This window comes from Paracoccus amoyensis, from assembly GCF_014490725.1.
Taxonomy (GTDB): domain Bacteria; phylum Pseudomonadota; class Alphaproteobacteria; order Rhodobacterales; family Rhodobacteraceae; genus Paracoccus; species Paracoccus amoyensis.
This window is the reverse complement of the sequence record NZ_JACOQL010000003.1, coordinates 52,850-74,942: the sequence shown is the minus strand read 5'-3', so window position 1 is coordinate 74,942 and position 22,093 is coordinate 52,850. Positions and strand designations below refer to the sequence as shown.

The following is a 22,093-nucleotide window of genomic DNA, read 5'->3' as shown; positions in this document are numbered from 1 at the left end:
CAGGTCCCGTGTTTCGCCAAGCATACCGCCGACATCCTCTCCCTCGTCAAGCCGCGAAATCCCGGATGCCAAGGGTTCCGGATCAACGGTTTTTTCAGATCGCGGTTCCCAACAATTCGCGGGCAATCTGCAGAACGATGGGGCGTGCTTCGGCCTCGGTCATGCCGGGGCGCAAGCGCCGATCATACAGGATTTGCAGCAGCAATTCGTCATGACGGGTCAGCAGCGCAAATTCTTCATCATCATTGAAGATCGAGGGGCGGACGGTCGGGCTGTCGTTGGACAGGCCCAGGCCCTGGGCCAATTCCTCGTGGAAGCAGGATTTGCGCAGCATGGGCGGCAATTCAGCGCGAACCAACGCGACGGCCTTTGCATAAACCGAAGAGTTTCCACGGGAATAGGCGAAGACGGTGCAATAATTGTTGCGATCCAAGTCCCGGATCAAGGCGATATCGTCGGCGGGAATCCCCGGAACAAGCTGTTGAAGCCGTGGTCCGATCGAACGCCGCTCATCGTCGTTCAGCATCAGCACGACGAAGTTTCCGTTTACATCCACGACGTTCATGGGATGGCGTGTGACGCGCGACAGCTGTCCGGCATATTCGCTGACCTCGACCCGCACGGCCCGTCGCGTCGCAACATCCGTCGAGGCGCCATATTCAAGCTGAAAGCGAACGGGATCTTGCCAACGGCGCACAGGGGCAGCTGCGCCCCCAGCCACCATTTTGTCACCATCGCGATAATATTCATCATGCAGGGCGATTTCGATGAAATCCTGCGTCAGCCCTTCGGCGTCGATTGGGGCGTCTTGCGGAATGCGTTCCGGGCGCAGCCGTCCGTCCGACAGCAGGGCCGCCTCGGCGCGGGCATAGAAATCGCGATGCGCGGCCGTTACCGGACTTGCGCTGTTGGAAGCAGCAACGGCCGCAGCATTCGCGGCGCGGTTGCGTTCTGCCCTTTCCTTGCGAAGCTTTGCCTGTCCCGCTGCATCCGTGTCATCTTGGGAAGGAATTTCCGGCCGGGGGGCGGGACGCGAAGCTTTATCGACTGCCGGCGCATCGCTGCAAGCAGCGACCGCCAACAACGTCAGAAACGGAAAATAACGCAAAGAATCAAGGGCAGAACGATACAACATGATAGCCTTATCGAATCCGTGAATTGCCGTCCGTCTGACGCTGCGCGGTCGCCCGGGCCAGCGTATCCCGAAGGTCGGTTTCCATTTTTTGCAGGTCTTGTTCGGCTGCGGCGCGACGGGCGCGGCCTTCGTCGGCGATGCGCAAGCTGTCTTCGATCGTGGCGATCAATTGCGCGTTGGCGTTTTTCACTGACGCGATATCAAAGACACCACGTTCCGTTTCCGCCCGGATCGTGGCATTGGCCTGACGCAGATTGTCGGCATTTCTGGTCAGCAGTTCATTGGTCAGATCGCTGGCTTCCTTGACCGCACGTGCCGCTTCGCCGCTACGCTGAATGGTGACGGCCTGAGCCAGCTGCGTTTCCCACAGCGGCACGGTATTGACCAGAGTGCTGTTGATCTTGGTCACCAGCGACTTGTCATTTTCCTGCACCAAACGGATCGAGGGCAGCGACTGCATCGTTACCTGACGCGTCAGTTTCAGATCGTGGATGCGGCGTTCCAGATCGTCGCGGGCCGCGCGCAGATCGCGCAATTCCTGCGCCTGCATGACCTGATCATCCTCGGGCACGCTGCGAACCATGGCGTCCAGCGCGGGAATGGTCGTCATATCCAGTTCAGACAGCTTTTCTTCGCCTGCCGCGATATACAGCGCCAGTTCGTCATAGAATTTCAGCGTTTGTTCATAAAGCTGATCCAGCGACTTGATATCTTTCAGCAAAACGCCCTCATGGCGTTCCAGTTCGACCGTCACGCGGTCGATCTGCGTCTGGACCTGTTCGTAATTCGCGACGAATTTCGCGAAAGGGGCCGAGCGGCCCAGCAGCTTTTCCCACCAGCTGCGCGTGCGGCGCATATCCAGTTCCGATGTCGAAAAGCCGCGGATCGTGGTCACGATCTCACGCAGGCTTTCTCCGGCGGGGCCGACATCCTTGCTTTTGACATCCGACAGCATTTTCTGGCTGATTTCCTGCAAACCTGCCTGCGCGCGTGTGCCAAAGCGCACGATGGATCCGGTATCTTCCAGATTTATTTCATCCATGCGGCGGCGGACTTCGGCGGCGACCTGCGGATCTGCGTCTTTGATCGGGATGCTATCGGTTGCAGGTTCCGGCAATACGACCGAGGTCACCTCCTCGATATCTTTCAAGGCAGCTTCTGCGCGGCGGCGCGTTTCATCGGTCATCGTCAATTCCTGTGTCTGCGCCCAAAAAGGCAAAGATGTTGCAACGCAGCATATGCTGATTCACACGCGGATCAACGGAAGATCACCGGGAAAGTTTCCCGGCCTTGCATAGGTGTCACAGGGACTGTGGCTTATTTCTCACGGTGGGTCTGTAAAAACGTCGAAACCGATGCTGTGGCGACGATGGTGGCGCGAAACGAAAAACGGGGGCCAGAAGGCCCCCGTCCGATCCTGCTCGATCTGTTTTATGCTGCCTGTTTTTGCTGGCCAAAGCGGCCATAGAAGGTCTGACCCTTTTCGGCCATTTCGCGCAAAAGAGCAGGGGTCTTGAAACGCTCACCATGTGTCGCGGTCAGCTTGTCGCAGATCTCGACCGCGCGGGCGGCGCCCAACATGTCCAGCCAACTGAACGGACCGCCCGACCAGGGCGCGAAGCCCCAACCAAGGATCGCGCCGACATCGCCTTCGCGGATATCCTCCAGCACGCCTTCTTCCAGCGCACGAACGGCTTCCAGAGTCTGGGCGAACATCAAGCGGTGCTGAACCTCGGTCAGTTCCGGCTGCTCGTTCGCTTCCGGCCAATTCTGTTCCAGACCGTTCCAGAAGCCCTGGCGCTTTCCAGCCTCGTCATAGTCATAGAAACCAGCGTTGGATTTGCGGCCCAGACGGCCTTCTTCGAACAGCTTGAAGATAACCGCGTCCACCGCCCCGTCAGGATAAGCATCCCCCATTGCACTGCGTGTTGCCTTGGCGATCTTCACGCCCAGATCAATCGAGGTTTCATCGACCAGTTGCAGCGGACCCAAAGGCATCCCCATCATCTTGGCGGCATTTTCGATCAGCGTCGGGTTTACCCCTTCGCCGACCATGCGGATGCCTTCGTTGATATAGGGGATGATGCAGCGGTTGGCGTAGAAGAAGCGCGCATCATTGACCACGATGGGCGTCTTCTTGATCTGGCGCACGAAATCCAGCGCCTTGGCGACGGCGCGCGTGCCGGTCTGCTTGCCCTTGATGATCTCGACCAGCAGCATTTTGTCCACCGGGCTGAAGAAATGGATGCCGATGAACTGTTCGGGGCGCGAAGACGCCTTTGCCAGATCGCTGATCGGCAGGGTCGAGGTGTTGGTGGCGAAAATGGCATCTGCCGGGATGACGGCTTCGGCCTTTTTCGTGACCTCGGCCTTGACGCCCGGATCTTCAAAGACGGCTTCCACGATCAGGTCGCAGCCTTCAAGCGCGGCGTAATCGGTGGTGGCGGTGATGCGGCCCAGCACTTCCGACTTCTTTTCCTCGGTCGCTTTCTTGCGGCTGATCGCCTTGTCCAAGAGGCCCGCCGAATAGGCTTTGCCCTTCTCGGCCGATTCCTGTTTGGCGTCGATCAGCACCACCTGAATACCGGCCATCGCGCTGACATAGGCGATACCGGCGCCCATCATGCCCGCACCCAGGATGCCGACCTTTTTCACCGTCTGATCCGGCACATCGGGGCGGTTCGCGCCTTTTTCCAGCGCTTCCTTGTTGATGAACAGCGACCGGATCATCGCGCCCGACGACGGGTTCATCAGCACATTGGTGAACCAGCGGGCCTCGATCTTCAGCGCCTGGTCAAAGGGCACCATCGCGCCCTCATAGACCGCGCTCAGCAGCGCCTTGGCGGCCGGATAGACGCCCAGAGTCTTGCCATGGACCATGGCGGATGCGCCGACGAAGGTCATGAAGCCGGCGGCGCTGTAAGGCTCGCCCCCCGGCATCTTGTAGCCCTTGGCGTCCCAGGGCTTGACGATATCGGCGTCCTTGGCGTTCAGCACCCAGTCACGAGCGGCGGCGACGGGATCATCAACCACCTCGTCGATGATGCCGGCGGCCTTGGCCTTCTTCGGGTCGTTCAGCTTGCCTTCCAGCAGCAGGGGGGCCGCGCCCATGGCGCCCAGCTTGCGCACCAGACGGGTGGTGCCGCCGGCACCCGGAAAGATGCCGACCATGATTTCCGGCAGGCCGATCTTGGCCTTGGGATTGTCGGCGGCAAAGATGCGATGCGTCGACAAGGGCAGTTCCAGCCCGATGCCGAGCGCGGTGCCGGGCAGGGCGGCCGCGATCGGCTTGCCGCCCTTGAGCGTCTTGGGATCCATTCCCGCGCGCTCGATTTTGCGCAGCACGCCGTGCAACTGCATGACCAGGCCAAAGATCGCCTCGGCCCCGCCTTTTTCCTTCATCCCGCCCAGCACGTTCAGGTCCATGCCTGCGGCGAAATCCGGCTTGCCGCTGGTGATGACGATGCCCTTGACGGCATCATCCGCCAACGCGTCGTCGACCAGCGCGTCCAATTCGCGGATGCCGTCTTCCGACAGCACGTTCATCGACTTGCCCGGCACGTCCCAGGTGATGATGGCGACGCCGTCGGCGTCTTTCTTCATGGTGAAATCGGTCATTTTGGCACCTCCCTTACACGCGCTCGATGATGGTGGCAGCACCCATGCCGGATGCGATGCACAGGGTGGCGAGGCCCACGTTCTTGTCCTGCCGCTCCAGCTCATCCAGCAGGGTGCCGATGATGATGGCGCCGGTTGCGCCCAGCGGGTGGCCAAGCGCGATCGAGCCGCCATTGACGTTCACCAGCGCCGGATCGACCTGAAACGCCTGCATGAAGCGCAGGACGACCGACGCGAAGGCCTCGTTCACCTCGAACAGGTCGATGTCGGAAATCGACATGCCGCTGTCCGCAAGGATCTTTTCGGTCACCGGAACCGGGCCGGTCAGCATGATCGTCGGATCGGTCCCGATTTTCGCGGTGGCGCGGATGCGGGCGCGCGGTTTCAGCCCGTAAGCCTTGCCGAATTCTTCGTTGCCGATCAGCACGGCACCGGCACCGTCGACGATGCCCGAGGAGTTCCCGGCATGATGGATGTGGTTGATATGGTCGAGATGCGGGTATTTCAGCATCGCCACCTTGTCGAAGCCGGGCATGACCTCGCCCATATCCTTGAAGCTGGCTTTCAGCTTGGCCAGATCTTCGGTCGTAGTGCCGGGGCGCATGTATTCGTCGCGATCCAGAATGGTCAGACCGTTCTGGTCCAGCACCGGAACAATGGATTTCGCAAACCGGTTGTCGGCCCAGGCCGCGGCCGCGCGGCGCTGCGATTCAACGGCCAGCGCGTCGGCTTCTTCGCGGGTAAAGCCGTATTCGGTGGCGATGATGTCGGCGCTGATGCCCTGCGGGACGAAATAGGTCTTGAAGGCGATGCTGGGATCGACGGCAATCGCCGCACCATCACTGCCCATCGCCACGCGACCCATCATCTCGACGCCGCCGGCGATATAGGCCTGACCCGCGCCGCCCTTGATCTGATTGGCGGCCAGATTCACGGCTTCCATCCCGGATGCGCAGAATCGGTTGATCGACAGGCCGGGAATGGATTCATCCAGATCCGATGCCAGCACAGCCGAGCGTGCCAGACAGCCGCCCTGCTCCTTGACCTGTGTCACATTGCCCCAGATGACATCCTCGACCGCATGACCTTCCAGATTGTTCCGCTGTTTCATGGCGTTCAGCAGGCGTGCCGACAGCGTCAGCGAAGTCACTTCATGCAGACTGCCGTCCGGGCGGCCCTTGCCGCGCGGCGTGCGTGCAGCATCATAAATATAAGCTTCGGTCATGTGTCCTCCTTCACGGCCCGGTCCGATGGGTTGCCGGGCATCAAATCATAGGGATGTTTCCAGCCGGGCAGGGCAGAAATTGCCTCCAGCCAACGGTCGATATTTGGCCATTCGGCACGATCAAAGCCGAAGGGTTCGGGATAATACAGATAGCTACAGCATGCGAAGTCCGCGATGGTCGGGGCGTTGTCCGCGACCCAGTCACGGCCTTCCAGATGGCTTTCCAACGTCTTGTAGACAGGCTTCAGACGACCCAGCAGATAGTCGATGACAGATTGCGGACGCTTATCGTGTGGAACAAAATTCATCAGGAAACGCGCTGTCCCGACCTGCGCGGACAGCTTGTGATTGTCGAACATGATCCAGCGCAAGACTTCATTTCTGTCACTGCCCTGAAACCTGCCGGTCTTTTCTGCGATGTGCAGTTGGATCACCGCCGATTGCGTCAGCGTCAGATCGCCTTCGCGAAAGACCGGGATTTCGCCCATTTCATTCAACGCCCGAAATTCGGGGGTGCGGGATGCGCCATTGAAAAAATCAACATAGACTGGCGACCAGTCGTAACCGGCCAGTTCCATCGTCAATGCCGCCTTGTAGGCATTGCCGCTTTCACCAAAGCACCAGAGCTGCGCTGTCATGAATGGCTCCTCCTGTCGTAGCCGGGGGTTTCACGCCCCCGGACCCCCGTGGGGTATTTCTGCAAAGAAGAAAGGCGCGGATTAATTTAAACGCAACCTTTCATCGGTAGATATGACGCTGCGGAACAGGCTGGGGAGCCGATGACCGCCAAAGGAGAAAGCCCCGGCTTGGGCCGATATGCGGATAGCCGGGCTTGGGTCGGGGCCGTTTCTTCTTTGCCTTAAATACCCCCCGCCGGAGGCATCCGACAGATGTCAGATGCCCGATCGTCCCTGCATGGGCGCGTGTCATGGATCAGAACGCTTCGGCAGCCAGTTCCATGACCGGCGTTGCACCGGACTGAATGCGTGCCAGATGCGTCGCCGTCATCGGCAGTTGCCGCTTCATGTAATAGCGGCCTGTTGCCAGCTTTGTTTTCAGAAAATCGGCATCGCCCTGACCTGCGTCCAGACCTGCCTGGGCCGCGACCGCCATCTTGGCCCACATCAGGCCCAGCGTGACGTGACCAAACAGATGCATGAAGTCATAGGAACCCGCCAACGCATCGTTCGGATTGGTCATGCCGCGTTCCATGAAGAACATTCCTGCGGTTTGCAGATCCTTTGACGCGGCTTTCAGCGGTTCGATGAAGTCGGCCGCCAGCTTTTCATTGCTGCCATGTTCCTTGCAGAAGGACTTGACCATCTCGAAGAAGGCCATGACATGCTTGCCACCGTCCTGTGCCAGTTTGCGGCCGACCAGATCCAGCGCCTGAACGCCGTTTGCGCCTTCGTAGATCATGGTGATCCGGGCATCGCGAACGAACTGGCTCATGCCCTGTTCTTCGATATAGCCGTGGCCGCCAAAGACCTGTTGCGCCAAAACCGCCGTGTCGAAACCTTTATCGGTCAGGAAGCCCTTGATGACCGGTGTCAGCAGGGAAATCATGCCCTCGGCATCGGTATCGCCGTTATGCGCGCGGTCGATCAGATGTGCGCCCCAGACCGACAGCATACGCGCACCTTCCAGGAAGGATTTTTGGTCCATCAGACTGCGCCGGATATCGGGGTGAACAATCAGCGGATCGGCGGGGCCGGATGTGTTCACCGAGCCGGTGACCGCACGACCTTGCAGGCGATCCTTGGCGTATGCGACAGCATTCTGATAGGCGGGCACCGCAACGGCATAGCCTTGCAGGCCAACGCCCATCCGCGCTTCGTTCATCATGGTGAACATGGCACGCATGCCCTTGTGCAGATCGCCCAGCAACCAGCCCTTGGCGCCATCGTAGTTCATGACGCAGGTCGAGTTGCCGTGAATCCCCATCTTTTCTTCAAGATTGCCCACCGAAACGCCATTGCGTTCGCCCAGTGAGCCATCTTCGTTCACCAGAAACTTCGGCACGATGAAAAGCGAAATCCCCTTGGTGCTTTCGCCGCCGCCAGGGGCTTTTGCCAGCACCAGATGGATGACGTTTTCGGCCATGTCGTGATCACCGGCGGAAATGAAGATCTTCTGGCCCGTGATCAGATAGCTGCCGTCATCTTGCGGCTCTGCCTTGGTGCGCAACATGCCCAGATCGGTGCCGGCATGCGGCTCGGTCAGGTTCATGGTGCCGGTCCATTCGCAGGATACCATCTTGGGCAGGTATTTCTGCTTCTGTTCATCTGTGCCATGGGCGTGGATCGCCGAATATGCCCCGTGAGTCAGACCCTGATACATGTTGAAAGCCATGTTGGCCGACACGAACAGTTCACCCGTGGCCAGACCGATCACATAGGGCATGCCCTGACCGCCATATTCCGGGTCACAGTCCAACGACGTCCAGCCGCCTTCTTTCATGGCTTCGAATGCTGCGCCGAAACCGTCCGGGGTGCGAACAACGCCGTTTTCCAGTTTGCAGCCCTGGTGATCGCCGACCACATTCAGCGGGGCCAGCACTTCTGCGGCCAGCTTGCCTGCGGCATCCAACACGGCTTCGGTAAAATCACGGTCCAGTTCATCATGGCCCGGCAGACCCGATTCCGACAGTTTCAGAACGTCATGCAGCGCGAACTGAAGATCGCGGATCGGTGGCGTATAGATCGGCATTGCTTTACCCCGTAAGCTTATCTTTGGTCTCGGTTGTCAGACGGTTTTCTGCTTCAGAGATTTGCGCTTTGAGATCGACGATTGCCTCGCCCAGTTCAGCATATTGCCGCTCCATGTCGTCAAGCCGCTGCCGTGCGACATCGATTGTCGCTGCAATCTGGGCGTGGTTTGCGCCACCAGGCTCGTAAAGTTCAAGCAACTGGCGGATTTCCTCCAAGCTGAAGCCGAAGCGCTTGCCGCGCAAGATCAGTGTCAGCCGCGCACGATCCCGGCGGTCATACAGCCTGTGCTGACCACGCCGTTCGGGGAAAATAAGTTCACGCGCTTCATAGAAGCGAAGTGTGCGGGGGGTAACGCTGAATGCGTCGCACATTTGGCGAATCGTCATCAGTTCTTCGGACATGGATCGCGGACCTCCTCTTGACCGTCTGCCGTCCTTACCTGATCTATATGGGTAAAGTTGACGCGAACGTAAAGTAAGACGCGGCGTCACGATCTGGTCTGATCAGATCATAACGCACCGTCACTTCATTTCCGTCAGCTCGTTGGCAGCCGTTTCGCGCAACGCTTTCAGATCGGCGCGCGCAGTTTCCAATTCAGCGATTTGCTCGCCCAGTAGTTTCAATTGCCTGTCGGCCAGGTCCAGCCAAACCTGATACTGCTCCCTGGACCCTTTCTGCTCATAAATAAGCAACCATTGACGGATTTCTTCTAATGAAAAACCATAGCGCCGCCCGGCAGGATCAAGGTCATTCGCGCCACTTCGCGCGGACCATAGAATCGGGCGCGCCCTTCCTTATGGGGCTTCAACAGCTCGATATACTCGTAATAACGAAGCGTTCGCGGGGTTACGTCAAAACGTGCGCACATATCCTTGAAGCTGATAAGTTCGTCTTCCGGCATCAACATTCCCTCGCAATGGCGCAATAGGAATACGCTATCGTCTGGTTTTGCATTTCTCAACCATTGTGCGCAGCGTTTTGGCATTGCGCGCAGCGTTTCGGGCCGACAGGGCTTGAGCGATCGGGCAAGCCAAGGATAAACCTGACACGAACGTAATGCCGCGGCCGAGAGGAGCACGACGATGGATGAAAAAGGTTCTGAACTGAGTGCGAAAGATCACGCCCGTATTGCGCAGCAGTTTATCGAAGCCATCCCGCATGCCAAAGCGTTAGAGCTGCGCGTTGACGATCTGGGCAGCGGCAAGGCGCAAATCAGCATGCCCTGGGCTGAATATCTGGTCGGCGATCCGCGCACAGGCGTGATTCATGGCGGCGTCATTTCGACGTTGATGGACACCTGTTCAGGGGCGGCGGTCATGGCGCACCCGTCGGGGCCACGTTCAACGGCGACGATAGATTTGCGCATCGACTATATGCGGGCAGCGACCCCCCGGCAGCGGATCGTGGCAACGGCCGAGTGCTATCACATGACGCGGAATGTGGCATTCATCCGGGCCGTGGCCGTCGATGAGGACAGTGAAAACCCGGTTGCCACGGCAACCGGCGCATTCACGGTCGAGCGGTAAGGAGAAAAAGATGATCAATCGCAACGAACCGCTGGATCAGATTAAATCACGCCGTGATTCGGCGCTGAACGCGCTGGTGACGGGCGTGCCCTATATGAACTGGCTTGGAATCACCTTTGACCGTCGCGGCGACGAACTGACTGCGGTGATGCCCTATCATCAAAAGCTGATAGGCAACCCGTCCTTGCCCGCGTTGCACGGGGGGGTGACCGCCGCCTTTCTGGAAGTGACGGCGATTATCGAGCTGTCCTGGTCCGTGATGTGGGAGGATATGGAATCGGGTCGCATTTCGCCGGACGCGGCAGTGCCCGACAGTCTGCCACGTCTGCCAAAGACAATCGACTTCACCGTTGACTATCTGCGCAGCGGATTGCCGCGTGATTCCTATGCCCGTGCGCGGGTCGTGCGGTCCGGTCGCCGCTATGCCTCGGTTCATGTCGAGGCGTGGCAGGACAACCGCTCTCGGCTGATTGCGCAGGCGACGGGGCATTTCCTGATGCCACAGGGATAGCGGCTTGGCCACCGTTCCGCCGGGCGCACCCTTGGTCAGGCTGACCAATCGGCGCGTGCTGAATATTGCGATTCCGATCGTGTTATCAAATGCGACCATCCCTTTGTTGGGATTGGTCGATACCGGTGTGGTCGGTCAATTGGGACAGGCAGAACCAATTGGCGCGGTCGGTCTGGGCGCGATTATCCTGACCTCGATCTACTGGATCTTCGGATTTCTGCGCATGGGCACGACCGGTCTGATCGCACAAAGCCACGGGCAGGGCGATGAGGCGGAATCGGGGGCGCATCTGTTGCGTGCGCTTGCCATCGCGTTGGCTGCGGGCCTGTTCTTCATCATCTTTCAGCTTCCATTATTCTGGCTGGCCTTCAAGCTTGCTCCTGCGTCGGACATGGTCGAGGCGTTGACCCGTGAATATCTGGGTATCCGCATCTGGGGCGCACCTGCGACCATCGGGCTGTATGCCATAACCGGCTGGCTGATCGCGGTCGAGCGAACGCGGACGGTTCTGGTCATGCAGGTCTTTCAGAACGGACTGAATGTGGTGCTGAGCATTCTGCTTGGCCTGAAGCTGGGATGGGGCGTCTCTGGCGTGGCATGGGCCACGCTGATCTCTGAATGGGCCGGAGTCCTGCTGGGCCTCTGGTTTGCGCGGGATGTGCTGCGTGGGGCGGTGCGGGCCGCAAGGAATGTGGCGACGCTGTTTGCACGCGACAAGCTGAACCGTCTGATCAGTGTGAACGGCAATATCATGATCCGCTCGGTTCTGGTTCAGGCCAGCTTCACCTCATTCATGTTTCTGGGTGCGGCGCAGGGCGATGTGACGCTGGCGGCCAATCAGGTGCTGATACAGTTTCTGGCAATCACCGCCTATGCGCTGGACGGTTTTGCTTTTGCCGCCGAAAGTCTGGTCGGGCAGGCGGTCGGGGCGCATCGGCCGGATCGCGTGCGGCGGGCATCCATCCTGACATCGCAATGGGGTGTGGCGGGCGCGGTCATCCTTGGCCTTGTCTTTTGGTTTGGCGGTGGCGCAATCATCGACATGTTGACGACTGCGCCCGATGTCCGGGCCGAGGCACGGCAATATCTTATCTGGTTGGGCTTTGCGCCGCTGATCGGCATTGCCAGTTGGATGTTCGATGGCATCTTCATCGGGGCGACGCTGACCCGCGACATGCGCATTGCGATGATTCAGGCGGTGCTGATCTATCTGGTTGCCGTTTTGACCTTGCCGCAACTGTGGGGCAATCACGGGCTTTGGGCGTCGCTGATGATCTTGAACGCCGCCCGCGGGGCAACGATGGCCCTTCGCTATTCACGGGCCGAACAGGCCGCGCAACCCGTCATATGAAAGGGGCCATCATATGAAAGGGGCATGGCCGCAAAAGCCTTGCCCCCATAAAGCTGCACCAAGCGGTCTCAGCCTTCTTTTTCGTCGATGATTTGCTGGCGGGCCAGATCCCACATCTCGGCCATTTTGGTGCGGATTTCGGATTCGCCGGCCTTCCCTTCAAGATCGGCGGCCAGTTTGCGATAAACATCCTCTTCGCCCGGCTCGTGAACATCGGCCGCGACGACGCCCAAGGCAAAGCTTTTCGCTTCGTCGCCCGTCTTGTCAAGCAAGCCTGCAGCCCATTCGCCCAACAGACGGTTCCGGCGCGCCTCTGCCTTGAAACGTAACTCGGCGTCGTGGACGAACTTCGACTCGTAAGCGCGCTCTCGTTCGTCGAACGTGGTCATGGAATAACTCTCCTGTTTTCGTTTTTATATCTAGCATGCCATCACGGGCAGGTTTGTCGCAAGCCTCGTATTGCCCCCGACGGGATTTCTGGGATAAGCCGCAGGAATAAGATGTATGCGAAAGGACGGCCCTGTCATGGCACCGCGGCGCAAGAAGGTCTACGAAGGTAAAGCGAAGATCCTGTATGAAGGCACCGAGCCGGGAACCCTGGTTCAGTATTTCAAGGATGATGCGACGGCTTTCAACGCCCAGAAAAAGGCGACCATCGAAGGCAAGGGCGTGTTGAACAACCGGCTGTCGGAATTCTTCATGCAGGGCCTGACGAATATTGGCGTGCCGAACCATTTCATCCGCCGTATCAACATGCGTGAACAACTGATCCGTCAGGTGGAAATCGTGCCGCTTGAGGTGATTGTCCGCAACTTCGCTGCGGGATCGCTGTCCAAGCGTCTGGGCATCGAGGAGGGAACGCCCCTGCCGCGCCCGATCATCGAATACAGTTTCAAGAATGACGAACTGGGCGATCCACTGGTCCCCGAAGAATATGTTATCGCGTTTGGCTGGGCCTCGCAGCAGGATCTGGATGACATCGTCAGCCTTGCCTTGCGGGTGAACGATTTCCTGTCGGGCGTTTTCTATGGCGCGGGAATCAAGCTGATCGACTTCAAGATCGAAATCGGCCGTATCTGGGACAATGATTTCATGCGTCTGATCGTGGCCGATGAAATCAGCCCGGACAGCTGCCGTCTGTGGGACATCAAGACCGGTCAGAAATTGGACAAGGATGTGTTCCGCCGTGACCTGGGCAACCTGACCGATGCCTATACCGAGGTTGCGCGCCGTCTTGGCCTGATGCCCGCAAATACCACCAGCCTCAAACCGACTGCCATCAACTAAAGGAATCGCCTTATGAAAGCCCGCGTCACCATCATGCTGAAAGACGGCGTTCTGGACCCGCAGGGAGAGGCGATCCGCCACGCGCTTGGCGGCCTTGGCCATGATGGCGTCAACTCTGTGCGCCAGGGGAAACTGATCGAACTTGATCTGACATCGACCGATGTCGAAGCTGCCCGCGCCGAAGTCGCCAAGATGTGTGAAGGCTTGTTGGCCAACACGGTGATCGAAAAATATTCGATTGAAATCGCCTGATCTTGGGTCGGGCTGCGCGAAAAACGCAGCCTGACCGAAAGACCCGTTGCAAATCTGATGCGATTGTCGCCCAATGCGCGGATGATGAATACGACGACCAACACTTCTGACACCGCCCCCGTCATTGAGATCCGTGGTCTGCACAAGGCTTACGCAAATCTTGAGGTGATCAAGGGCGTTTCCATGACGGCTCCACGCGGCCATGTAATCAGCCTGATCGGGTCATCCGGGTCGGGCAAATCCACGCTTTTGCGTTGCTGCAATCTTTTGGAAAACAGCCAACAGGGTGAAATCCTGTTCAACGGAGAGGCTGTTCACTGGAAGGGCCAGGGCGCGCAGCGCGTCCCGGCCGACAGGGCCCAGGTCACCCGCATCCGCACGAATCTGTCCATGGTGTTCCAGCAGTTCAATCTGTGGTCACACATGTCGATTCTGCAAAACGTGATGGAGGCTCCGCTGACCGTGCTGGGCGAAGATCGCCAGCAGGTCGAAGAACGCGCCCATAGATTGCTGGCCAAGGTCGGCATCGGAGAGAAGGCGCATGCGTGGCCTGCCCAACTTTCGGGCGGTCAGCAGCAGCGCGCGGCAATTGCCCGTGCTTTGTGCATGCAACCGCAGGCGCTTTTGTTCGATGAACCTACCAGCGCGCTGGACCCCGAGTTGCAGCAGGAAGTCGTCAAGGTTATCAAGGATCTGGCTGCGGAACATCGCACGATGATGCTGGTGACCCATGATATGCGTCTGGCCGCTGATGTCAGCGATCATGTCGTGTTCCTGCATCAGGGCGTGATCTGCGAAGAAGGACCGCCCAGCCAGGTATTTGGCGACCCGCAAACCGAACGGTTGCGCCAATTCCTAAGCGCCAGCATGGCCGCTTGAACAAAAAAGACGACCAACAGGAGAGTAAAAAATGAAAAAACTGACCATCGCCGCTGCAATCCTTGCGCTAACCGCAGGGATGGGTGCAGCCCAGACCATCCGCATGGGGACCGAGGGGGCCTATCCTCCCTACAACCTCATCAATGACGCCGGTGAGGTTGACGGGTTCGAGCGTGAATTGGGCGATGAGCTGTGCAAACGCGCCGAACTGGAATGCACTTGGGTCAAGAATGACTGGGATTCGATCATCCCGAACCTGGTGTCGTCGAACTATGACACCATCATGGCCGGCATGAACATCAACGATGAGCGTAAGAAGGTCATTCAGTTTACCCAAGCCTATACGCCCGGCCTGCCTTCGGCCTATGCCGCGCTGGCCGCTGATACCGATGTAGAAGGTGATGTTGTCGTCGCCGCACAGACCAACACCATTCAGGCCAGCCATGTCGCCGAAACCGGCGCTACCCTGCTGGAATTTGCAACGCCGGATGAAACCGTCGCCGCTGTTCGCAACGGCGAGGCCGAAGCCGTGTTTGCCGACAAGGACTTTCTGGCACCCATCGTCGAGGAATCGAATGGTGAACTGGTCTGGGTTGATGGTTTCGACACCATCCAATTGGGCGAAGGCATCGGCATGGGCCTGCGCCAGTCGGATACGGAGTTGAAAGAGAAATTCGACGCGGCCATCACCTCGATGAAAGAGGACGGCAGCCTGAATGAATTGCTCAAGAAATGGTTTGGCGAAGACGCCATGCAGTTCGAGTGATCTGAAATACGCCGCCGCCGGTTTGTCCGGCGGCGGCTAAAAAGGCTTGCCGATGTTTGCTTCTTGCGCTGATCCTGCCTCTTTGGAAGGTCTGTCTTGGCTGATGTGTTATCTGACATCGGGTAAGCACCTTCTGTTCTATGCCAGCTTTGGCACCGTGTTGCTGCTGTTGATCATTACCGCGCCGATCGCGCTTTTGTTCGGCTTTGGTGGGGCGATGGCGTCCCGGTCCCCATTTTGGCCGCTGCGCTGGTTTGGCAAGATCTATACCTCGATGGTTCGGGGCGTGCCGGACATCGTGTTTTTCCTGTTCGTGCCGATCGCGCTGGATCAGGGCTTTGAATGGATGCGCCATCAGGTGCTGTGCGACAGTGATGCGCCTGTTCGGCAGGGCAATGATTTCGTCGTCTGCGCTGCCGCCAAGCTGCCTCTTTCCGCAAGCCCGCCTTGGGTGCATGATGTATATGCCGTTTTTCTGGCAGTGATCGCATTTGCCATCGTCTTTGGCGCGTTTGCGGCCAACGTTCTTTACGGCGCGATGCAGGCGGTTCCGCGTGCGCAGCTTGAAACTGCGGAAGCCTATGGCATGAACCGTCGTCAGGTGAACCGCCGCATCCTGATCCCGCAGATGTGGACTTATGCGCTGCCCGGCCTATCGAACTTGTGGATGATCCTGATCAAGGCGACGCCGCTGCTGTTTCTGCTGGGGGTCGAAGATATCGTCTATTGGGCGCGTGAACTGGGCGGTGCCAAGACCAGCGCGTTTTCCTATCCACATCCCGATTGGCGGCTTTATTACTTCTTGGGAATTCTGGTGTTCTATCTGCTGATGACGTGGGTTTCGGAAAAAATTCTGGGCCGCGTGACTCGCCGCCTGTCGCAAGGCCAGGCCACCTTGGCTGGTGAGGCGCAACGCAAGGCAGGTGCGCTATGAGTTGCAGTCAAACGATCCTTGACTACGGTCTGCGCTCTATCGGGATTGGTGAGCGTTTGTTGCCCAAGACCGATTTGAACCTGTGCCAACAGTTCACGCTGATCGGTTCCGGGCTGATCTGGAATGTTTATTTCGCATTCTTCGCGCTGCTGATCGGCTTCTTCGTCGCCAATGCACTGGCACTTGCAAAGGCCAGTCCTTCGCCATGGCTGCGCAAGCCCGCTGATGCCTTTATTTTCCTGTTTCGGGGAAGCCCGCTGTTCATCCAGTTTTTTGTGGCCTATCAGCTGTTTGTCATGCTGCCGCGTGCCGGGATCGAGGTTTTCGGCATGACCGTTGCAACCAACTGGCTGACCAAGGCGTGGGCCGGGGCGTTGGTGGTGTTGATCCTGAACACTGCGGCCTATTCCGCGCAGATTTTCTATGGCGCGCTGATGGCGGTGCCCAAGGGCGATATCGAGGCAGCCGATGCATATGGTCTGACGGGATGGAAACGTTACCGCCGCATCATCTGGCCCACGATGATGCGGCTGGCATGGCCATCTTATACCAACGAGGCAATCTTTCTTTTCCACGCGACAACGCTGGTTTATTTTTCGGCTTTCCCGGCCTTTCGCCAGCAGGGCGACAGTCTGTATTACGCCAGCTATTTCGCTGGACAGACCTTCAACCCCTTTGTCGCCTATCCCATCGTGGCACTGTATTTTATCATCTGCACGCTGATCCTCATCGGCCTGTTCGGGATCGTGAACCGACGCCTGAACCGGCATATGCCGGGCGCAACCAGAAAGCTGAAATACCGCCCGCAACTGATCCGGTGACGATATGGAATGGCTGAGAGAGCACCCCGAGGTGCGCACAATCCGCGTGGCTGCGTCCGACCTGAACGGCGTTGCACGCGGCAAACGCATCCCGGCCCGCTTTGCCGACAAGATCATCGTAGAGGGGACCAAGTTTCCCTATTCAGTGATGAATCTTGATATCTGGGGCGAAGATATCGAGGACAGTCCTCTGGTCTTTGAAACCGGTGATCCAGATGGCCTGTTGCTGCCCACCGAACGCGGCTTTCTGCCAATGCCTTGGCTGGATGCGCCGACCGGGCTGCTGCCGCTGTGGATGTTTCATCCCGATGGCACGCCTTATGACGGCGATCCGCGTCAGGCGCTGGCGCGTGTGGTAGATCGCTATAAGACGGTCGGCCTGACGCCGGTCGTCGCCACCGAGTTGGAGTTCTTTCTGATCGACGATTCCGGTCGGCAGTTGCGCGTGCCGCCCAGCCCCCGTTCCGGCAAGCGGCGCACCGGTGGCGAAGTGCTGAGCCTGCGGGCACTGGATGCTTTCGATCAGTTCTTTACCAGCCTGTATGAAGCCAGCGAGGCGATGGACATTCCCGCCGACACCGCGATTTCAGAAGCCGGTCCGGGTCAGTTTGAAATCAATCTTATGCATCAGGCCGATCCGCTGAAAGCCGCGGACGATACATGGCTGTTCAAGATGCTGGTCAAGGGCGTGGCGCGTCAATACGGCTTTGCCGCCAGTTTCATGGCCAAACCCTACGAGGCGTGGTCGGGGAACGGGATGCATATGCATTTTTCCATCCTTGATGAGAAGGGCATCAATATTTTCGACAATGGCGGGGAAGAAGGGACGGATGCGTTGCGTCATGCCGTCGCCGGTTGCCTGCGCGCCATGCCCGGCTCGACCCTGATTTTCGCGCCGCACGAAAATTCTTACGACCGTCTGGTGCCAAATGCCCATGCGCCGACCGGTATCGGCTGGGCGTATGAAAACCGCACTGCTGCCATTCGCATCCCCTCATCCGGGCCCAAAGCCCGCCGGATCGAACATCGCGTGGCGGGCGGTGACGTGAACCCCTATCTGACCATTTCGGCCATTCTGGGGGCGGCGCTGAACGGCATCGAAGACAAGCTGCAACCGCCCGAAGCCTTCAAGGGGAACGCCTATGACCAGCAGCTGGATCAGTTGCCGGGTGATTGGGGCGCGGCGATCGACACCTTTGATACCTGCCCCGAAATGCGTCGGATTTTCTCGGAACATCTGGTTGAAAACTTCGTCATGACCAAGCGTCAGGAACTTAAATACATGGCGGAACTGTCAGATGAGGAAACCGTCGAGCTTTATCTGGACACGGTCTAGGCGTCCCGCCACCCATGAAGCTGTCATTGGCCGGACGGCCGCGTGGGTCGCTTTCATCCTCGACCCTGCCGCGGAAGCCGTAAAACATCCTGGTCAGATCACGGTCTAAGCGATCATGTGCCGATGAGACCTGTTTGGGACGGCAAGCACTTTGGCCCCCTTTGCAACCATGGTAAAAACCCAGTCGGCGGTAAGTCGACTGTCTGGTTTTTATACTTTGTCGTTTAACGGGTGATTTTTTATGAATATTCAGGACCATGCAAGGCTGGGTCAGCTATACGAACAACATCAGCGCAGGTGCTGGTATTTGTATCCTGCCTATTTGGCGTTGACCGAACTTCGGCCAGATGTCGACATTATCCAAGAAGATCACGCGGGTTCCGTCATATTATACCGTCAACGAAACGGTGCCGAGGCAGAACTTTATACCGCGCCCATGCCCTGCACGGCCGAGACGCTGAAACATGCGATGCAGCGCGTTCAGGACATGAACGGTCGATCGCGGGTCAATATTCGATATGTCGAAGCCTCTCAGATGCCCGAGGTCGCGCGGGCCGGTTTCACGCTTCATGCCCGTGAGGAGGAATCCATCATGGATGCCGACAAGGTGCGGGCGCTTGACGGATCAGAGTTCAAGCGCGTCCGGCGCGAAATCAGCAAGGTATCGTCGCAACCGGGAACGCTTTGCCGGGATTATCAGCCCGAGGATGAGGCCGCCTGCCTTGACGTTCTTGCGCGCTGGCGCGAGCGGCTGAAGCAGGCTGGATTACCCATCGAAGGAAACCGGCTGACCAAGGATTGCCTGCGTCACGCGCCCGATTGGCCGCGCGAGGTGATCCGCGGCCGCGTCTGTGAAGTCGATGGCGAAATTCGCGGCTTCACCTTTGCCGGGCCGATTTCACCGGATTGCGGCAACCTGTTCGTCGGCATCTCGGATACGGATATTCGCGGGCTGGCCTATCTGATCCGGCACGATCAGGTCATGGAATGGCCCGGCCTTCGCTTTTTCAACCATGGCGGTGACGCTGGACGTTCGGGACTGAACGCTTTGAAGGACGCATTTCGACCGATCGACAAGGCGCCTGTGTACCGGGCCGTATTTTCCTGAGTTTTCGGAGGGAACTCCAGATGAGTTATGCTGAAGCAATTTTTGCAAGTGATGCGCTTGACGGGCTGTCGCAGATCAAGGCGTCGGATTGCGATTTTTTCCGCGATGCAGTGGCTGCGGCGGGTGTCACGGGCTGGTCATATTATTTTCCCTATCTGCATCTTTTCAGCCATTTGACGGGCGGAGATCGCATCCTGTTTGAAACCGAGGGCGGTTCGATCCTGCTTTACCGGCTGACCCAGAAGGCCGGGGAAACGCGCCTGTCGCTTCTGGTGCCGCCATTCCCGTTTGATCCGGCAGCGCTGAACCGGGCCGGCGCCCGGATGGAGGCCATGAATGCCGATCGCCGTCAGCGCATCGTTCGCGTCCCGGAAGAGGCGGCATGGCAGGTCGCGCGTGAAGGGTTCAGCTTGCGCTTCAATTCGGATGAATATGTTTACGATGCCGACGCCGTCACCATGATGGAGGGCAGCGCCTATGCCACGTTGCGGCGCAAGGTCGGGCGTTATGACACAGTCGATCTGTCGGTCCAGCCCTACAGTCAGGCTGATCGGGCAGAGTGTGAAGCCTTGTTAGAGGCATGGCGCAAGGGATTAAGCGAGCGTGGCGTGAAGATCGGCCCCTATCGCGCCTATACCAGGCGTTGTCTGGAGGGCACCGACATCAGCGCCGATATTTTGCGCGGTGAGGTCATCCGCGTCGATGGCAACGTCGCGGCCTTTACCTTTGGCGGGCCGATCACTTCCCAGATGTCCAGCATGTTCATCACTGTATCCGATCATGCCCAGCCCGGTCTGGCCTATCTTCAACGGCAACGTTTCATTGCAGGCAATATGGGCGCTACGCCGCTGTTCAATGATTTTTGCGACAGTAAGCGACCGGGGATTGCGCAGATGAAGCGCAGCTTCCGCCCCGTTTCGATGCATCCCTTATTCAACGCGGTCCGCGGCTGATGGGCTGACATGGGAATGATGGGCAGGGGCGGCTGATACAACCTTCCCGCAGCAGCATTCCAGATAGGAAATCGGCAATCCTGCCGAACGGCGCACCGAAAAGGTCAGCGCCGTTCCAGCGGCTTTTGGGGCAGGCGGATCGTCAGGTTTGTCATCAAAGGCGCACAATTGGCGCTGAATATGCTGTTCCGATTTCTGTGAAACGACACCCGAGGGGAGATAAAAAACGTCGGGTCAATTGGCTATGACCTGCCCTTTATTGCGCCCGCAGTATGATTAGGTAACTGTCATGTCGTGCAAATCGAGTGTGGTTCCACAGGATCGAATTGTGTTTTCGGGTATATGATGAGGGTGGTTCAGCCATGAAACATCGGATTGTTGTCATCGGAGCCGGGTTTGCCGGCCTGACTGCGGTTAATGACCTGAAAGGCGCTGGTTGCGACATCACCTTGATCGACCAGCGGAACCATCATCTGTTTCAACCGCTGCTGTATCAGGTGGCCACCACACTTTTATCCACATCCGAGATTGCCTGGCCCATCCGGGCCATTCTGGAAAAACGCAAGGATGTGACGACCCTTCTGGCAACGGTGGTCGGGGTTGACCGCGCCGCGAAAGAAGTGATTTTGCGCAATGGTATGCGTGTCCCCTATGACACGCTGATTATCGCCACCGGTGCGCGTCACGCCTATTTTGGCCATGATGAGTGGGAGGCCGACGCCCCCGGCCTGAAAACGCTTGAGGATGCGACCACAATCCGTCGCCGCGTTCTTCTGGCTTTCGAACGGGCAGAGCTGACGCCGTCGAAGCACGAACGCGAGGCGTTGTTGACGTTTGCTGTTATTGGTGCCGGACCGACGGGCGTCGAACTTGCCGGGATCATCGCTGAGCTGGCCCATCGTGTGCTGCCCGATGAATTTCGCCATATCGATACCAGACGCGCACGGATCCTGCTGATCGAAGCCGGGCCGACGATTTTGCCGGCCTTTAGCAAAGACTTGTCGGATTACGCGCTAAGCGCATTGTCGCGCAGCGGGGTTGAAGTTCGGACAGGCAAGCCGGTCACCGAGATCACCACCGACGGAATCAAACTGGGCGATGAATTCATTCCCGCACGAACGGTGATTTGGGCTGCGGGTGTTCAGGCGTCCCGCGCCAAGGATTGGCTGGATGCCGAAGCCGACCGCGCAGGGCGTGTTTTGGTTGGGCCAAACCTGACGATGCCAGGTGCCCCCGAAATCTTCGTGCTGGGCGATACGGCCCATGTCGAAAGTGGCGGCAAGTTGGTTCCAGGCATCGCGCCCGCTGCGAAACAACAGGGGGCATATGCCGCGCGGCTGATCCGCAAGCGGCTGAAGGGTGGTGACGTGGCAAAGGAAGCCCCCTTCAAATATCGCAACATGGGCAATCTGGCGACGATTGGCCGGAACGCTGCCGTCATCGAATATGGTCGCTTCAGATTGAAAGGCTGGCTTGCCTGGTGGGTCTGGGGCATCGCCCACATCTATTTTCTGATCGGCACACGCTCTCGGCTTTTCGTGGCGCTTAGTTGGCTGTGGATATTTCTGTCGCGCAAGAACTCTGCGCGCTTGATTACGCAGAAAGAGACACTGAAAGATCCCGACGCCATCCGCCAGAAATCTGTGGCGGATGACGTCGAAAAACTGAGTACCTAAGAAA

The 22,093-nt window shown here is 58.4% G+C and carries 21 protein-coding genes and 1 pseudogene; 13 read left to right on the top strand and 9 right to left on the bottom strand.

Translation table 11 applies throughout. The features are described from left to right. Positions 1–94 precede the first annotated feature (94 nt). From H4P12_RS09430 to H4P12_RS09395, 8 genes and pseudogenes are all read right to left on the bottom strand, one after another. On the bottom strand, positions 95–1,108 hold the full coding sequence (locus tag H4P12_RS09430) for a DUF2927 domain-containing protein (RefSeq protein WP_246449220.1): 1,014 nt from the start codon (positions 1,106–1,108) through the stop codon (positions 95–97). A gap of 34 nt (positions 1,109–1,142) precedes the next feature. After that, positions 1,143–2,321 (bottom strand): toxic anion resistance protein, encoded by a 1,179-nt coding sequence (locus H4P12_RS09425; RefSeq protein ID WP_187793443.1) that lies wholly within the window; start codon positions 2,319–2,321, stop codon positions 1,143–1,145. A gap of 245 nt (positions 2,322–2,566) precedes the next feature. Next, a complete protein-coding gene (locus tag H4P12_RS09420; protein ID WP_187793442.1) occupies positions 2,567–4,753 on the bottom strand; it encodes a 3-hydroxyacyl-CoA dehydrogenase NAD-binding domain-containing protein in 2,187 nt (728 codons plus the stop codon). 13 nt (positions 4,754–4,766) lie between these two features. Beyond that, positions 4,767–5,978: an acetyl-CoA C-acetyltransferase gene (locus H4P12_RS09415; protein WP_187793441.1), complete on the bottom strand. Its 1,212-nt coding sequence runs from the start codon at positions 5,976–5,978 to the stop codon at positions 4,767–4,769. Further along, positions 5,975–6,616, bottom strand: coding sequence for a glutathione S-transferase family protein (locus H4P12_RS09410; protein ID WP_187793440.1), 642 nt, complete (start codon positions 6,614–6,616; stop codon positions 5,975–5,977). The genes H4P12_RS09415 and H4P12_RS09410 overlap by 4 nt, the downstream gene beginning before the upstream one ends. Positions 6,617–6,911: 295 nt before the next feature. Further along, on the bottom strand, positions 6,912–8,687 hold the full coding sequence (locus H4P12_RS09405) for an acyl-CoA dehydrogenase C-terminal domain-containing protein (protein WP_187793439.1): 1,776 nt from the start codon (positions 8,685–8,687) through the stop codon (positions 6,912–6,914). Between the two features lie 4 nt (positions 8,688–8,691). Next, complete coding sequence (locus H4P12_RS09400; RefSeq protein WP_187793438.1) at positions 8,692–9,090, bottom strand: MerR family transcriptional regulator; 399 nt, start codon at positions 9,088–9,090, stop codon at positions 8,692–8,694. Between the two features lie 120 nt (positions 9,091–9,210). Beyond that, positions 9,211–9,590: pseudogene (locus H4P12_RS09395) on the bottom strand (MerR family transcriptional regulator). 181 nt (positions 9,591–9,771) lie between these two features. On the opposite strand from H4P12_RS09395, the gene H4P12_RS09390 reads away from it, so the two are divergent. Genes H4P12_RS09390 through H4P12_RS09380 form a run of 3 tightly spaced genes read left to right on the top strand, consistent with a single transcriptional unit; the run spans position 9,772 to position 12,077 of the window. Continuing rightward, positions 9,772–10,215 (top strand): PaaI family thioesterase, encoded by a 444-nt coding sequence (locus H4P12_RS09390; RefSeq protein WP_187793437.1) that lies wholly within the window; start codon positions 9,772–9,774, stop codon positions 10,213–10,215. Between the two features lie 10 nt (positions 10,216–10,225). Next, on the top strand, positions 10,226–10,726 hold the full coding sequence (locus tag H4P12_RS09385; RefSeq protein ID WP_187793436.1) for a PaaI family thioesterase: 501 nt from the start codon (positions 10,226–10,228) through the stop codon (positions 10,724–10,726). Positions 10,727–10,730: 4 nt separating this feature from the next. Beyond that, positions 10,731–12,077 (top strand): MATE family efflux transporter, encoded by a 1,347-nt coding sequence (locus H4P12_RS09380; protein WP_246449219.1) that lies wholly within the window; start codon positions 10,731–10,733, stop codon positions 12,075–12,077. 68 nt (positions 12,078–12,145) lie between these two features. Here H4P12_RS09380 and H4P12_RS09375 read toward each other — a convergent pair whose 3' ends face one another. Further along, positions 12,146–12,466, bottom strand: coding sequence for a DUF1476 domain-containing protein (locus H4P12_RS09375; protein ID WP_187793435.1), 321 nt, complete (start codon positions 12,464–12,466; stop codon positions 12,146–12,148). Between the two features lie 136 nt (positions 12,467–12,602). Between H4P12_RS09375 and purC the strand changes: the two genes are divergently transcribed. The 10 genes from purC to H4P12_RS09325 all read left to right on the top strand — a co-directional run bounded on the left by purC (position 12,603) and on the right by H4P12_RS09325 (position 22,089). Next, complete coding sequence (gene purC, locus H4P12_RS09370; RefSeq protein ID WP_187793434.1) at positions 12,603–13,364, top strand: phosphoribosylaminoimidazolesuccinocarboxamide synthase; 762 nt, start codon at positions 12,603–12,605, stop codon at positions 13,362–13,364. Between the two features lie 12 nt (positions 13,365–13,376). Then, positions 13,377–13,616, top strand: a complete 240-nt coding sequence (gene purS, locus H4P12_RS09365) for a phosphoribosylformylglycinamidine synthase subunit PurS (RefSeq protein ID WP_187793433.1) — start codon at positions 13,377–13,379, stop codon at positions 13,614–13,616. Positions 13,617–13,673: 57 nt separating this feature from the next. Beyond that, a complete protein-coding gene (locus tag H4P12_RS09360; protein WP_281390431.1) occupies positions 13,674–14,495 on the top strand; it encodes an ABC transporter ATP-binding protein in 822 nt (273 codons plus the stop codon). 31 nt (positions 14,496–14,526) lie between these two features. Continuing rightward, positions 14,527–15,261 carry a transporter substrate-binding domain-containing protein gene (locus tag H4P12_RS09355; protein ID WP_187793432.1) on the top strand — a complete coding sequence of 245 codons (735 nt, stop codon included), beginning with the start codon at positions 14,527–14,529 and terminating at the stop codon, positions 15,259–15,261. 52 nt (positions 15,262–15,313) lie between these two features. After that, positions 15,314–16,195, top strand: a complete 882-nt coding sequence (locus H4P12_RS09350) for an ABC transporter permease (protein WP_187793431.1) — start codon at positions 15,314–15,316, stop codon at positions 16,193–16,195. Beyond that, positions 16,192–17,016, top strand: coding sequence for an ABC transporter permease (locus H4P12_RS09345; RefSeq protein WP_187793430.1), 825 nt, complete (start codon positions 16,192–16,194; stop codon positions 17,014–17,016). The genes H4P12_RS09350 and H4P12_RS09345 overlap by 4 nt, the downstream gene beginning before the upstream one ends. Positions 17,017–17,020: 4 nt before the next feature. Further along, a complete protein-coding gene (locus tag H4P12_RS09340; protein ID WP_187793429.1) occupies positions 17,021–18,352 on the top strand; it encodes a glutamine synthetase family protein in 1,332 nt (443 codons plus the stop codon). Between the two features lie 328 nt (positions 18,353–18,680). Further along, positions 18,681–19,460 carry a phosphatidylglycerol lysyltransferase domain-containing protein gene (locus tag H4P12_RS09335; protein WP_187793428.1) on the top strand — a complete coding sequence of 260 codons (780 nt, stop codon included), beginning with the start codon at positions 18,681–18,683 and terminating at the stop codon, positions 19,458–19,460. A gap of 20 nt (positions 19,461–19,480) precedes the next feature. After that, positions 19,481–20,413 carry a phosphatidylglycerol lysyltransferase domain-containing protein gene (locus H4P12_RS09330; RefSeq protein WP_187793427.1) on the top strand — a complete coding sequence of 311 codons (933 nt, stop codon included), beginning with the start codon at positions 19,481–19,483 and terminating at the stop codon, positions 20,411–20,413. A 362-nt stretch (positions 20,414–20,775) separates the two neighbouring features. Then, positions 20,776–22,089: an NAD(P)/FAD-dependent oxidoreductase gene (locus tag H4P12_RS09325; RefSeq protein ID WP_187793426.1), complete on the top strand. Its 1,314-nt coding sequence runs from the start codon at positions 20,776–20,778 to the stop codon at positions 22,087–22,089. The last annotated feature ends 4 nt before the right edge of the window (positions 22,090–22,093 follow it).